Source organism: uncultured Campylobacter sp. (assembly GCF_937997595.1).
GTDB lineage: Bacteria > Campylobacterota > Campylobacteria > Campylobacterales > Campylobacteraceae > Campylobacter_B.
Window position 1 is genome coordinate 1 of record NZ_CALKTS010000084.1, and the last position, 13,561, is coordinate 13,561.

Sequence of the window (13,561 nt, forward strand, 5' to 3'; positions counted from 1 at the left end):
CATATCCGGCGATAGATATGTTAGTATCCAGCGATTCATACTATGAAACGGAATTCCTACTTCACTGGGGTGAATGTGTAAAAGAGCTGGAGATTTTTAACGTCGCAGGAGAGGACTATCTTGAACTAGAAAATTTTGAGAATATTCAATTTTATAATTTTGATGAAAATAAATATGAATAAATGCTTGAAATTAATAGTAGCCCTATTTTGTATCAATATAATGGCCGTGAGCTTAAAAGCAAACAATATAGTAAGCTATTCAAATTCCAAACTTTCAAGCATAAACGCTAACTACTCCAGATCCAAATCAAGCACTATAAAATTTAAAAATTCCCAACAAGGAAATAAAATGAAATTTTTAAAACGATACAAAAATATTATTCTACTGCCGTTTATGTTAATTATTTCGTTTTTTGTTTTTCGTATGATTTATACGGAAATAATTAGCGAGTGCGCCCCAATAAGGCTCTTTTCAAAAAATTCTCTAAGTAATAGCGGTTATGTTAAGTTAAAAGCAAAATGTATAAAAAAGGCTTTGGAAAATGACGATAATCACCTTATTATGCAGTATTTTAAAAGAGAGACGAGCGAGTGCCTTAAAATTATTGATGAACCGTCAAAGATCCCACATAATCTTATTAGAGTTAACAGCTTTGAAGAGTGGAAAAAATTAAGGCTTACGGATACTGACAATATAATTTGTCCTATCGGTAATTCTAAAAAGAGCGATATTAGCAATGAAAGCAAATAAATTCACAAATTATTCAAATTTACGAAGTTAGGGCTGCTCATCAAGCAAAACATTAGCCGCAATTTAAAGTGTAAATTTTAAAATTTACTATCTTGCACCGCGCGTTTTTGCGGCTGTATATCCGATAAATTTAGAAGAGCGTCGCAAAAGGTGCCGTCAAAAAAGCGAAATTTAACGCGAAATTTTATATAATCCTACGATTTAACGCGAGGAGATAGGATGAATAAAAAGGCGTATTTCGGGAGTTTTGGCGGGCAGTTTGTGCCTGAGACGGCGATGTTTGCGCTCGAGGAGTTGGAGGATGCGTACAACACCATAGCGCAGACGAAGGAATTTAAAGACGAGCTGGGTTACTTGCTGCGCGAATACGCAGGGCGTCCGACGCCGTTATATCACGCCGCGCGCCTTAGCGAGCACTACGGGCATGAAATTTATCTAAAGCGCGAGGATCTTAACCACACGGGCGCTCATAAAATCAACAACGCCCTAGCGCAGGCGCTACTAGCCAAAAAGATGGGCAAAAAAAAGATCATCGCCGAAACCGGCGCAGGTCAGCACGGCGTGGCGACGGCGACGGCAGCGGCGCTATTCGGGCTTGAGTGCGACGTATATATGGGCGAGACCGACGCCGCGCGCCAGCAGCTCAACGCTTTTAGGATGCAGCTTTTGGGCGCAAATTTAATCAAAATCGGCACCGGTTTAAAAACGCTCAAAGAGGCGACCACCGCGGCGATTCAGGCGTGGGTGAATGAGATTGAGAGCGTATTTTACGTCATCGGCTCGGCGGTCGGGCCACATCCGTATCCTAAGATGGTTAGGGATTTTCAAGGCGTCATCGGCACCGAGACCAAATCGCAGCTTGCGAGCAAGGGGATTAAAGCCGATTATGTCCTAGCCTGCGTGGGCGGCGGAAGCAATGCGATAGGAATTTTTAGCGCGTTCGTGGATGACCCGTCCGTGCAGCTTTTAGGTATCGAGGCGGGCGGCTTGGGCGCACAAACCCCTTATCACGCAGCGACCATCACTAACGGGCGCGCGGGCATCATCCACGGCATGAAAACGATCGTACTACAGGATAAATTCGGCATGATCGAGCCTGTTCACAGCATCTCGGCGGGGCTTGATTATCCCGGCGTAGGCCCAGAGCACGCGCATCTGCATGAGACGGGTCGCGCAAAATACGAAGCGGTAACCGACGATGAGTGCATCACGGCGCTTAAGCTGCTTTCTAGGTTTGAGGGCATTATCCCTGCGATCGAAAGCGCGCACGCGTTAGCGTATTTAGAAAAGCTCTGTCCGCAGTTAAAAAGTAGAAAAACGATCGTCGTAAACGTAAGCGGCAGGGGCGATAAGGATATGGATACCGTGATGAATTACAAAAAAGGAACGATTTATGGATAAGATCAAGGCGGCCTTTACGGGCAAAAAGGCGAACATCGGCTACATCGTGGCTGGCTATCCGAGCCCAGCGCACACGAAGGAGTTTTTGTCAAATTTAGACGAAAGCGCGATCGATCTGCTTGAGATCGGCATTCCTTATTCCGACCCGCTCGCGGACGGTCCCGAAATTTTTAAAGCGAGCTTTTCCGCGGTGCAAAACGGCGTAAACGCGGAGAAGGTATTTGAAATTTTAAAAGAGGTGCAAACGCGTAAGCCGCTCGTGTTTTTGGTCTATTACAACGTGATCTTTGCCTACGGCGCGCGCGAGTTTGTAGCGCAATCGGCGCGCTACGGCATCAGCGGGCTAATAATCCCCGATCTGCCGTATGAGGAAAATGAGGAAATTTTTGCGCTTTGCGAGGAGTTCGGTATCGCGCTCATCCCACTTATCAGCGTTACGAGTGAGCACCGCGCCGCGCGAGTTTTGAGCCGCGCGCGAGGCTTCATCTATGGCGTGGGCGCTATCGGCGTGACCGGAAGCAAGCAAACTCCGATCTCGCGCCTTAAAAATATGGTCGCAGATCTTAAAAAAATGAGCGATCTGCCCGTGGCGATCGGCTTTGGTATTCGCAACTCCAGCGACGTTCGAGCTACAAAAGAATACGCAGATGGCGCTATCATCGGCACTGCGATTGTAAATTTATGCGCAAACTACCGCGGACGCGAGCTGCAAAGCAAGATCGCCGAACTTTTTAATTAACGGAAAGAGCATGAAAAAGATATTTTTAATTTTAATCGCAAATTTTTGCCTCGGCGCCAATCTGATGCAATACGATCTTTTCAACCACGACGATAGCGTGGACATCGTCTTGGCGTTTGACTCTGCATACAAGCCCGACATCGTACGCAGCGTCGATGGACAGTCGATGAGTCTTATTTTAAAGGGGCTCGGCGGCGATGAGAAATTTAACGAAATGCGCACCAACCAAAAGGTCTTAAAAAGCTTTACGATAGCGCCCAAAGGCAAGGATATCGAGATCAATTTCCCCACCGGAGCCGATCTGTCGGTTGATGCTCTTACTCAAGACGGCAATTTAAAGCTCATTTTGCGCGTAAAAAATCCCGCTTTCGATCAGAGTAAGATGAGCGTAAAGAGCGAGGCGAATGAAACGGCGCAAAGCGGTAGCAGCGGGGTTTCCGTGATGCCGATAATCGTAGCGTTACTGCTTGCAGCCGCGGCTTTCGTCGGCGTGCGAAAATTTTTATCGCACAAGCCGCAAAAAAGTATCGACGAGACATGGCGAGTTTTTGAAGACGACGCTAGCGTGGAGGATGCCGATGTGGACGAAGCGGGCATAGATGAAATTTTAAACGACTCCTCTTTTAAAAATCAGAGCGGATCAAAGAACCCAAATTATTCTGACGCGCAAGAGTTTGCGAAGAAAGATGAAGCCTCTGCTTTAAATTCCAAAAATTCTAACGACTCAAAAAACGTAGATAGCGCAGATTTTTTCGGAGGCGAAAGTGTGGACGAAGAGAGTGCGCACGATAAATTTTACGATGAAGTTGCGCGTGCCGAGCGTTCGGAAGCTACGGAGGCGGACGAAAACTATGAGAGCGCCGAGAATATAAGAGCAGCGGATAAAATTTCGCCGCTTAAAGTAAGCTCTGCCGAGAGTGGTACGATGGAATTTCGCGAGGGAGCAAAAGAAAGATCGGATGCAAAAGAGCCTAAAGTTTCGGCATTTAGAAGCATTTTAGAAAATGAGCTGCTTAGCTCGGATACCGCAAGACCTAGCGACGTGCGAGTAGAGCTGGTGCGCGAAATCGACGAAAATAATGCAGCCGTAGTGCTAAGCTTCGCAGGCAAAAAACATCTAGTGGTGTTAAAAAGCTCCAACGCTATCGATTGATGAGGCATAGAATTTCGCAGCTTGCGGGCTCTGCGACCCATAAAATTTTGCAGTTTGTTAAATTTTAAAAATTGTGGAATTTTATAGCGCTAGAAATTTATGCCACATTTAAGCCTTATCACCAAAAGGTCGCGATGAGATTAAAATTTAAGATGAGGTCTAAATTTAAAAAGAAAGAAGGGCGAAAGCTCGGGTAAGTTTTAAAATTTAACCCGCGTCTCGCCCGTATAAGCTTAATCTAAAATCTTACTTCCAAATCGACGTAGAAATTTCGTCCAGCACCCACCACCACAGTCTCGCGCGTGCGGTTTGCGTTGATGTAGTGGCGATCAAAAATATTATTTACGCCAAAGCTCAGATCGGCGCCGTCAAGGGCCGGAATAATGCCGTTTTTAATCTTGTAACTTCCTCTAAAATTAGCGATCGTAAAGGACTTATCTACATAAAAATACTCTCTCCCGCGTGCAAAATATGAAGCGGGTTTGGAGTGAGGCTTGAAGTAGTGGCTTACCTCAAAGCCTAAATTTAGATCGTGCAGAGGCGAGTAGGAGGCGTGCACGCTTAGCTTTTTGGCGTGGTTATTGATGTTTTCATGCGTCTTTTTATTGTAAATTCTAAGTCGCTCGAAGCTCGCGCCGAAATCAAAGTCCTGCGTTTGGTAGTTTGAGCTTAGCTCAAAACCATGCCTTTTGGCTTGATCGATATTTTGATACTGCCCGTATTGTTGCGAAAAGCCGCCCGGCGGCACGCCCAGATGCGGTAGCGGCTTAACGTCAATCATATCTTTGATATTGCCGTTAAAGTAGATAAATTTCATATTGAAGTGATCGTCCGTAAAAATTTCATCCTGTTTAAAACTAAATCCGACCTCGTATTCTTTTACGGTCTCGGGCTTTAGATCGGGATTTGGGATGTAATAATACATTCGGTTGATAGGCCCTGCTTGCGATGTTTCGTGCGGAGTAGGCGCACGGAAACTCTCGCTGTATCCCGCTAAAAGCGTAAATTTATCAAAGAGCGTATAGGCAATCGCCGCGCGCGGAGAAAATCTCGAATCTTTAAATTTAGCCGATCTGCCTTTGATGTCGCGATCGAATCTATCGTATCTACCGCCTAAGGTAAGCTCTAAATCATCGTGCAAGCGGATCAAATCCTGCGCGAAAAGCCCGTAGCTATTGTATTCGTTCGGAAAGGAGGCGAAATCTCTTAACGCTCCATTTTGGATAAAGATCGCATCCTCTTGCCTATTTTCGTAATCGCCGCCGAAAGCGAAGCTATGATTTAAAAAGCCCGTGTCGAATTCCGAGATATTTTTGATCTCTAATCCCTTACGATCGTCTTTGTTCGTGTAGCTGCCGGTATCTGCGCCGTCGATATAGCCGCGTTTATACTCGGCTCTGCTTTTGTAGGCCTTAAAAGACATATCCACTAGCGGGCTTTGCGGCGTGAAGCTCCAATCAAAAACATAATCTCTCTGGCTTAAATTTCCGCTTACGAAGAGATCTGCATCATTTTGCCATAGTGTCTGCCACATCGTGTGTAAATTTTCGTCGTAATCAAAGGCGCTGAAGCTTACGCGGTGATCGTCCAAATTCGCGCCGATCTTAAAAAATCCGGTATCGATATGCTCGTTATTGAAGCTCTTGTCGTAGTCCGGGGCGTAGTGCGTGCCGCCGTCTGCGAACTTAACGTTGCCGTAGCTTGCGCGCTTGCCGTAGAGTAAAACGTCGATCGGAATTTCCTCGCCCTTGCCGTAAATCGCGCCGCGCGTGCTATGCATATTGTTTGATTCGAGTCTCTGTCCTAGCATCAAGCCTACGTTTTTGCCCTCGCTTAGATAATCGCTCGCGCTTTTGGTTTGCATATTTACGATACCGCCGATCGCGCCCGAGCCGTGCAGCACGGACGAGGCGCCCTTTATGACCTCGACGCGCTTTAAGATATCGCTATCGGTGCGAAAAGATGAGATCATATTGGAGTAAATTCCCACGCTCCTGCGCACGCCGTCTTGTTTGATGATGACGCGCTCGTCGCTTTGATATCCGAATCCGCGGATCTGAAACTGCCTGCCGATCTGCCGCCCCATATCCATACTGCCGTCAACGCCCGGTATCTGCATGATCGAATCGACCACGTTGGTTTTGGCTTTCATATCCTTGGGGGTTAAAATTCCGGCCGAGCCTGCGTATTTTAGGTTATCGACCACGCTCACCGTCGCTTGCACGACGATTTGACCCAGATCCTGCGACTTCGTGGCGTTATTTTCGGCCGCATTCGCTCCGCCTATTGCGCCTATCGCAAGCGGCACCAATAAAATTTTCTTTTTCATGCCCCGACCTTTAAAATAAAATTGAAATACATTATTATATATCTAGATACTTAAATAAGGTTGAAATTTAATTTCAAAAACATTTGAAATTCATTATTATTGGCGGCAAGAATGCGCTCTTTCTGAGCTACTTCTGCGTTTTGGCTGCGTCTTATCCGCACTTTGTCCGCGCCGTTCCTGCACTGTTTCCGCACCTCGCCTGCACCGTATTTAGGCGGATAAATTCGGCGTTTTTATCTCAACAAAGAGCCTAAATTTAAACGTCCGCGATTTACCTGTGTCTAAATTTAGCACTTGCCCGTATGATTTAAATCTTTCGCTTTTCGTAAATTTAGATCGGAATTTATTTACTTTTTATTTTACAAAGGATAAAATCGCGCCTAAGAGATCGGTCGATCTAGATTATTTCAGGATTTTTTCATGAATAACGTTAAATGGTACATCATCGCAGGCGCCGTGCTAGGCGTGCTGGGTGCGACGCTGGTGCATTTCGGAAACCCGGGCAATATGGGCGTTTGCGTCGCTTGCTTTTTGCGCGATACCACAGGCGCGCTGGGCTTTCACCGAGCTGCCGCAGTGCAATACATCCGCCCGGAGATCATAGGGCTCGTGTTCGGCGGTTTTTTGGCAAGCGTGCTTTGGACGCGCGAGTTTGCGCCGGTTACGGGTAGCTCGCCGTTTGCGAAATTTTTCCTAGGAGTTTTCGCGATGATCGGCTGCCTTGTGTTTTTGGGATGTCCGTGGCGCGCGTTTTTGCGCCTAGGCGGCGGCGATTTGACCGCGCTAGCCGGGTTAGCGGGTCTGATCTGCGGCGTACTCATTGGGTTTTTGCTTAAAAAGCGCGGCTATGAGGCGAGCAAAGAGGCAAGGCTTAGCGGCGCGATCGGAATTTTGCCCGTGCTACTGGGCGCTGCACTGCTTGCAGCCTTGGTCTTCGGACTCAAAACGGGCGAGAGCGGCGCGCTTTTTATCTCCGCTAAAGGCCCCGGCGCGCAACACGCCGCGGTAGGCATCTCGCTGGCTGCGGGCATTATCGTGGGCGCGGTGATGCATAGAAGCAAATTTTGCAGCGTCGGCGCGTTCGGTAGAATTTTCCGCGGCGATTTCTCGATGTTTTGGGGCGTGCTAAGCGTCATCGCGTTTGCGAGCATCGCAAATATCGCATTTGGGCAATACAAACTCGGCTTTGAGGGCCAGCCTATCGCTCATAACGATTTCGTTTGGAATTTCTTGGGTATGGTGCTCGCAGGACTTTGCTTCAGCCTAAGCGAGGGCTGCCCTGGCAAGCATCTGGTGCAGGCCGGTACGGGAAATTTAAGTTCGGGCATATTCGTCATCGGCATGGCGGCGGGCGCTGCGGTCGCACACAATTTCTTGCTCGCAAGCTCGGCTAAAGGCATCACCGAGTTCGCTCCTTACGCGGTCGCGATCGGTTTTGTTTTTGCGCTTTACGTGGGGATTTTTCAAAGGCGCGGCGCTTAAGGCTGATATTTAATCTCAGAGATCAATCTATACAGAGGCGGTGTATCTAGTCAAGCTCTGGCGGCGTACTTATAAAGAAATACGCCGCTAGCGCAGAGCGCTCGCTACAAGACTGGCGCAAGCAGCTGGAGATGGAATTTAAGAATTTGTAGCCATATTCATAACGCGATAAAGCAAATGATAAAATAGATTCCGTCCAAGAAATATTACGATTAATTTTTAAGAGCCGCGCCTTTAAATTTTAAAATTTAAAAGATTCGTCGATTGAGGCTTCTTTCATCTAAAGCTCTTTAATTGCTAATTAAAATCCAGCCACACGTGGCGCCGGGTCTTATCCAAATCAATGCCTTTTGTCCTCATAAAAAATTCTTTTATCCTAACGTAGTCGTCCATAGTTTCTATCGTAAAGGCGATATCTTTATCCTTGCCTCGGATTATTATATTATCGTAGAATATAAGTCTAAGTTGAAATTTAAAAACCAAAAAATACATAAATTTTGAGATGAATAAAAACAAAAACGTCAATATTAATATAAAAATTACTTTGGAACTACCTGTTTCTATATATTTTCTTACGCCGATAGCTAATACCAATATGCAGATCAATAAAAAAGCGATTATCGTAGCATACGGATCAAATTTTAAGAAAAATCTATAAAAAGCGCCTTGCCTCCTAAGCCACTCATTATCTCTTGCAAAATAGGCTCTTTTTACATCCTTAAGATCATCTAAGAATATAGTTTTTTCGGGCATTTTATTTGTATAATAAGTAACTCGATCATTATAAAATTTTACAAGTTTCTTATTGTAAAAATTTGTAAAATATTCTATTATTATAGGCAATCCGAAAAATGGAAATACTATAAAAAGCTGATTATATCTAGTTTGATTGGGTTCGTATGAATACATAAAAATCATAATCGCAAGCGTGCATACCGTAGCAAGAACTATATAAAAACTAGTCCTATCTTTGAGCGCTAAAGGCTCTTTATTATAATCACTAGCGCAACTCGGATTTTGTTCAAATTTATTAAGTTTTTCGTTTGTATTTATCGTAGAGTCATCCGTGGATTTTTCAAATTTAGAATTCTTACTGTCAGAATTCTCGGCATCAAAATTCCGCCCTGAACCTTGCTCTAAATTTTGACGCCGTTCATTTAAAATTTTATTTAGCTTCTCAAGCCACTGTTTTTTATTCATCTTTATTCTTTATAGCCTACACAAAAATTTGTGGCGGGATTTTATCTAAATTTTTTCCCGTTTTCAATAGAAAATAGGCTTTTAGCTCCCCGTATTCTTTACTTGTTAGTATGCTTGCTTCGATATAATTACCATTGCTCATAAAAATAAGGCTGTCGTTACCTATGCCAAATCCCAAATTTTTCTTAAATCTAAATATGATTAAGGGCGCAAACGCCAAAAATAAGGAGATCGGCACAATTAAAATTCCATAAGAAATTTTATTTTTAAAAGTTACTACCAAAGATAAAAGGATTATCCACGTAAACGCGACAAAAAATGTTGAAATTTTACCTTTTTCCGTCATTTTTAAAGTGGATGGCCCAAAGGTGCGTTTTATTGCAATTATTTCAGATAAATTTATAGAGTATAGGGTCATTCTCTTTTTCTCTGAATAATATTCGATAACTGAATTTTTAAATTTTATATAGCAGGTGCCAAATTTATCCGAAAGTTCTAGCCAGCGTTTAACGGATCTTGGCGAGTCTTGCCTTGTTCCAAAATCTATGAAATTAAGAAAATACAGAAATGGCGAATAAAATTTAATCATCTCTATTGAGTTATCTTTTATGGTTATCGGCTCTTTGTCGTAATCCCTTGCTTGAGTTTTAAAATTTTGCGAGGGCGTATCAGTGGTACAAGAGAAATCGCTTTGCGATTTTTGTTCAACGACATTCGTAAAATTTTGCTCGCTGGCATTTATAGAATTTTGCCTGCCATCGCTCGTAAATTTTAGCCCGCCGCCCGCCAAATTTCGCTTATCGCAATTTTTATTTTGTAAGAAATCCTTTATATTTTCATCATACCGCGTTTTGCTTATGCCAAACCTAGCAATTTCGTCATTACGCATTTGGTTCCTCCTTATACGCGCTTGATTTAGATATAACTATCGCGCGAGTTTGCACACGGAGATCAGCCTTGCGCATTTTTTAAAATTTGCAAAATTTCACTTATCTTTTGCGGATCTTTGATGCCTCGCGCGTCCTCCACCCGGCTGTTTAGATCGATAGCGTAGGGGCGCAGCGCGAGTGCTTCAAGGATATTTTGCGCGCCGATGCCGCCTGCAAGAATAAAAGAGATCGCGCCGCCTTTGGAAGCAGTGCTACACTTATCCGCACTATCATCCTTTGCGGCACCCGACTTGCCCACCTCACCGCCGTCATTCGTAATATTTGGCGCGCCCGCCTCATAGTCGTTTGCACCTTGATTATTGACGCCTTCGCTTGTGGGTCTTACACCACTCAGCCGAGCGGTAGCACACGCACTAAATTTGCACTCATCGTCATTCTTTTCGGCGCGACGATCGGCGCTCGCTTCTTGTTTCGTATTGCTCGATCGAACAATATCATGTGCGCGCTCGCTCGCTTCATTGCTATTAGAGGCACAGCACATGTTGCTTACTCTCTTGAGCTTCAAATTTCCGTTTTCGCTATGCTCCACGCAAGAATTGTTGCAGTCGCCGTTTTTATCGCGCTTTAAATTCCCCTCGCTATATCCGTTGCAGATCGCGCTATGTTTAAGATAGCTCCTTGCGTCGTCTGAGCTTTGAGCGGTGCCTGCTACATAGCATTTTTTGTCACTTGCTGCGTTATTTTGCGTATCGCAGCGCCCGCTAGCCGGGTCGCATTTTGTGCCGTCTATGCTTTGAACTGTGCCGTCCGCGCAGTATTTTTCATCGCTCGTTGCGCCGTCTCGTCCTTGGCAGCCAAGCCCTGCGCGTCGCAACAGATCCCAGTCGAAGCTCACGCCGTTGCCGCCCAAGCTCGCTCCTTTGGCGTCGAATAAGATCCGATCGCAGCTCAAACCCTCAAGCGGCGGAATCTCAGCGCTGATACTTAGAACCTGCCACGCCTCGGTGCCTGCTGAGTTAAGACGTGTTTTGAAATCCGCACTTATGCGTCCGTAAATTTGAGCGCAGTCTAGCTCGCAAATGCTGCAAATTTTTAAAATTTGCTCTTCGCTTAGGGTTTCCGCATCTAAAATTTCAGAATTCAGATCTTTTACCGAGGCGGACACAACGCAGTTTGCGTTTAAATTTACACTCAAATCCTCGCGCTGCTTTTCGCAAAATTCCGCGGCTTCATAAAATTCTACGCTTCCGCTAGTGCCCGCGTAAATTTTATCTTCACAAATTTCTTCGCCGCGAATTTTGCTGCTAAAATTTTTACATTCACATGCGGCGACGCCGTGTTTTTTGGAGCTCAAAGCAAAGACGCCCACGCACTTTGCGCCATTTTCATGCGCGATACGTGCGATCTCGCGAGCCGTTTCTATGCTGACACGGCGCTTGGAGCTTGACACGAAGATCACGCCTAAAAAATTTACACCTAGACTTGCCACAGCGCATGCTTCTTCAGGTGTTTTGATACCGCAAATTTTAATTAAAATGTTCATATTTTCGCCTAAAAGATATAATATCGCAAACTAGTCTCTGCGATCTCTTTCATTATTTCAAACATCTCGTTTGCACTCCACTCCTCTTTTCGAAAATACATACTTACGGGAGAAAATTTATTGTGCTCGCTGTTGCCGTCTAGCTTAAAAATATAAGTTTTGTTGAGGTAGTAAAATTCGTTCATTGTACTAAGTTTTGAAAATACGTTTTTTGTGCTAGCGTCATTTTCATTAAAGTCGTCACCGCTACCAAAACATACGAAAGGCGTTATGTCTTCGTGGTTCATCATAGCTCTTATGCCGATTAAATTTTTGCCTAGGCGCTCTATTGCATTACCCCTAGCTTGCTTTTTTAACCCTTCTTTAGCGCGTTTATCATTTGTGCCTTGTCTTTTAACTTCTGCCGCTAGAAGGAGTTTTTGATATTTTGTGTCGCCTTGTTTTTTTAGCATCAAAAAGCCCCCATCAGGCATGATAGTATTGTCTTCCCATGTTGTATCAAACTGTTTTCTGATGCTACCGTTTTTTATATTTTCCATCATTCCTTTTAACGACAATCTTCCGCTAAATTCAAGGTAAAAACCGTTAAAATTTGGAATTTGACCAAATCTATTTTCTATATAATCAATAGTTTTTTGCATGGCCTGCGCTATATTTTTATCGTCAAATTTGGACTCGGTATTTTTGGGTTTATGCTGATTTACATTTTTCCTTAGATCATCACTATTTGCCACTTTAAACCTTTTTTACGATATAGATGTATTCGGTTACGTAAAGCGCCCTGTTATTTAAATTTCTGCTTGCGCGGTAAGTTGGATAGCGGATTCCGTGTTTTATGACTTTGCCGATTTTTGATAAATTTAAAAGAAACTCCGCCTCACTGATAAATCCTTCCGAATTAAAAGAGATGACTAAATATTTAGCCGGAAATTTAGACAATAAGGCAAAAAATTCATCTGCTGCTTTTGCCTTTTTATTAAAATTCGAGCGATTCCAGTCGTTTGGTATGCCCGATACCTCGCTTAAATTTTTAGGGTCGGGAGCCTTAAAATTTGTGATTAAATTTAGCATAAAATAGTTTGAGCCATAAGGGTGCTGGTTATACGGCGGGTCAAAGTAAGCGATATCCAAAGGGGATAAAATATTCGCTAGCTTTAAGGCATCTTGCTGATAAACTTCAAATTTGCTCGTAAAATTTGAAAAAATTGGTTTTTGAAGAGTAATTTTACCTAAAATTCTATTTAACGCATTTTCTCCGCTACCGCCGAATTTTCCTACACCATTCTTGTCTTTGTAAAAGCCCTTAAATACACCACCTGTATTTGAATGGATGCTAGCCTCGCTGAGTAGAGGCGCTATAAAAAAATGCCTAAAATCTAGATCTATTTCTTCTATTGCTTTACGCAAACCACCGATTATTAGCGCATTTTCACGAGAATAAAATACTCTCTCGCCGTGTTTTATATTAGCGTCATCTTTTGGAGCGTAAAGTTTGCTTATAAAACTCTCGCTGGGTTTAAATTTTTCTAAAATTTGCTTAAAACTTTTGTCGATTTGCTCTTTGAGCTCTGGCGTGAAATTTGAAAGATAGCATGAGTTTATCACGCGCGAATAATCCTCTAAGTCGTTTGCAACAACGAGGCTCGAGTATGCTTTAGCTGCTCTTGCAACCACGCCTGAGCCACTAAAAACGTCTACAAAACTTATCTTTTGTTTTTTTAGTTCGCTCTTTATCTCGCAAAGTACGTTTAAAATTTCGTTTAATATTGCGCGTTTATTACCCAAATAGCTAATTAGCTGTTCCTTTAAAAAGGCAGGATTTTCGGCAATTTCAATTTCTTTTATAGTATTCTTCAAGCTTTGCCTCGCGTATAGTCCTCAAAATATCGGTAAACCTTGCCCGATTTGATCGCCTCTAAAATGAGTGGCTTAGCCTCCGCAGGGCTTGACACGACATCCGCGCAGTATAGCGCAAACATCGCGTTTAGCACGACGATGTCAAATTTCGGCCCATCAAGCTCGCCTTTTAAAATTTGCTTTAAAATCTCGGCATTAGCCTCGCCGTCGCCGC

At 43.9% G+C, this 13,561-nt stretch carries 12 protein-coding genes and 2 pseudogenes; 6 read left to right on the forward strand and 8 right to left on the reverse strand.

Annotated features, from left to right (window positions below; translation table 11 throughout):
* From Q0614_RS03085 to Q0614_RS03105, 5 genes are all read left to right on the forward strand, one after another.
* On the forward strand, positions 1–182 hold a 182-nt coding region (locus Q0614_RS03085; protein WP_298786453.1), incomplete at its 5' end, for a hypothetical protein.
* A gap of 169 nt (positions 183–351) precedes the next feature.
* A complete protein-coding gene (locus Q0614_RS03090; protein ID WP_298786454.1) occupies positions 352–753 on the forward strand; it encodes a hypothetical protein in 402 nt (133 codons plus the stop codon).
* Between the two features lie 219 nt (positions 754–972).
* Positions 973–2,154 (forward strand): tryptophan synthase subunit beta, encoded by a 1,182-nt coding sequence (gene trpB, locus Q0614_RS03095; RefSeq protein WP_298786456.1) that lies wholly within the window; start codon positions 973–975, stop codon positions 2,152–2,154.
* A complete protein-coding gene (gene trpA / locus Q0614_RS03100; protein WP_298786458.1) occupies positions 2,147–2,893 on the forward strand; it encodes a tryptophan synthase subunit alpha in 747 nt (248 codons plus the stop codon). Before trpB ends, trpA begins: the two co-directional genes overlap by 8 nt.
* 10 nt (positions 2,894–2,903) lie before the next feature.
* Entirely contained in the window at positions 2,904–4,046 is a 1,143-nt protein-coding gene (locus tag Q0614_RS03105) for a hypothetical protein (RefSeq protein ID WP_298786460.1), read from the forward strand.
* Between the two features lie 238 nt (positions 4,047–4,284).
* Here the strand turns inward: Q0614_RS03105 and Q0614_RS03110 are convergent, their stop codons facing one another.
* Positions 4,285–6,375 carry a TonB-dependent receptor gene (locus Q0614_RS03110; RefSeq protein ID WP_298786462.1) on the reverse strand — a complete coding sequence of 697 codons (2,091 nt, stop codon included), beginning with the start codon at positions 6,373–6,375 and terminating at the stop codon, positions 4,285–4,287.
* Between the two features lie 420 nt (positions 6,376–6,795).
* On the opposite strand from Q0614_RS03110, the gene yedE reads away from it, so the two are divergent.
* Positions 6,796–7,857 (forward strand): YedE family putative selenium transporter, encoded by a 1,062-nt coding sequence (gene yedE, locus Q0614_RS03115; protein WP_298786464.1) that lies wholly within the window; start codon positions 6,796–6,798, stop codon positions 7,855–7,857.
* 297 nt (positions 7,858–8,154) lie between these two features.
* On the opposite strand, the gene Q0614_RS03120 is transcribed toward yedE, so the two are convergent.
* The 7 genes and pseudogenes from Q0614_RS03120 to Q0614_RS03150 form a co-directional block, all read right to left on the reverse strand.
* Positions 8,155–9,057: a hypothetical protein gene (locus Q0614_RS03120; protein ID WP_298786466.1), complete on the reverse strand. Its 903-nt coding sequence runs from the start codon at positions 9,055–9,057 to the stop codon at positions 8,155–8,157.
* Positions 9,058–9,073: 16 nt separating this feature from the next.
* Positions 9,074–9,946 carry a hypothetical protein gene (locus tag Q0614_RS03125; protein WP_298786468.1) on the reverse strand — a complete coding sequence of 291 codons (873 nt, stop codon included), beginning with the start codon at positions 9,944–9,946 and terminating at the stop codon, positions 9,074–9,076.
* 62 nt (positions 9,947–10,008) lie between these two features.
* Positions 10,009–10,488, reverse strand: a complete 480-nt coding sequence (locus Q0614_RS03130) for a hypothetical protein (RefSeq protein ID WP_298786472.1) — start codon at positions 10,486–10,488, stop codon at positions 10,009–10,011.
* Between the two features lie 813 nt (positions 10,489–11,301).
* Positions 11,302–11,490 (reverse strand): annotated as a pseudogene (locus Q0614_RS03135) (phosphoribosylanthranilate isomerase); the annotation flags it as partial.
* An 8-nt stretch (positions 11,491–11,498) separates the two neighbouring features.
* Positions 11,499–12,224, reverse strand: coding sequence for an EcoRI family type II restriction endonuclease (locus Q0614_RS03140; protein WP_298786470.1), 726 nt, complete (start codon positions 12,222–12,224; stop codon positions 11,499–11,501).
* A gap of 1 nt (position 12,225) precedes the next feature.
* Entirely contained in the window at positions 12,226–13,320 is a 1,095-nt protein-coding gene (locus tag Q0614_RS03145) for a DNA adenine methylase (RefSeq protein WP_298786474.1), read from the reverse strand.
* Between the two features lie 23 nt (positions 13,321–13,343).
* A pseudogene (locus Q0614_RS03150) lies at positions 13,344–13,561 on the reverse strand (anthranilate phosphoribosyltransferase); the annotation flags it as partial.

Bases quoted from the DNA above. Each gene is read 5' to 3' on its own strand.
- yedE (WP_298786464.1), top strand. From the start codon at position 6,796: ATGAATAACGTTAAATGGTACATCATCGCAGGCGCCGTGCTAGGCGTG.
- Q0614_RS03105 (WP_298786460.1), top strand. From the start codon at position 2,904: ATGAAAAAGATATTTTTAATTTTAATCGCAAATTTTTGCCTCGGCGCC.
- trpA (WP_298786458.1), top strand. From the start codon at position 2,147: ATGGATAAGATCAAGGCGGCCTTTACGGGCAAAAAGGCGAACATCGGC.
- Q0614_RS03090 (WP_298786454.1), top strand. From the start codon at position 352: ATGAAATTTTTAAAACGATACAAAAATATTATTCTACTGCCGTTTATG.
- Q0614_RS03130 (WP_298786472.1), bottom strand. From the start codon at position 10,488: ATGTGCTGTGCCTCTAATAGCAATGAAGCGAGCGAGCGCGCACATGAT.
- trpB (WP_298786456.1), top strand. From the start codon at position 973: ATGAATAAAAAGGCGTATTTCGGGAGTTTTGGCGGGCAGTTTGTGCCT.
- Q0614_RS03120 (WP_298786466.1), bottom strand. From the start codon at position 9,057: ATGAATAAAAAACAGTGGCTTGAGAAGCTAAATAAAATTTTAAATGAA.
- Q0614_RS03110 (WP_298786462.1), bottom strand. From the start codon at position 6,375: ATGAAAAAGAAAATTTTATTGGTGCCGCTTGCGATAGGCGCAATAGGC.
- Q0614_RS03125 (WP_298786468.1), bottom strand. From the start codon at position 9,946: ATGCGTAATGACGAAATTGCTAGGTTTGGCATAAGCAAAACGCGGTAT.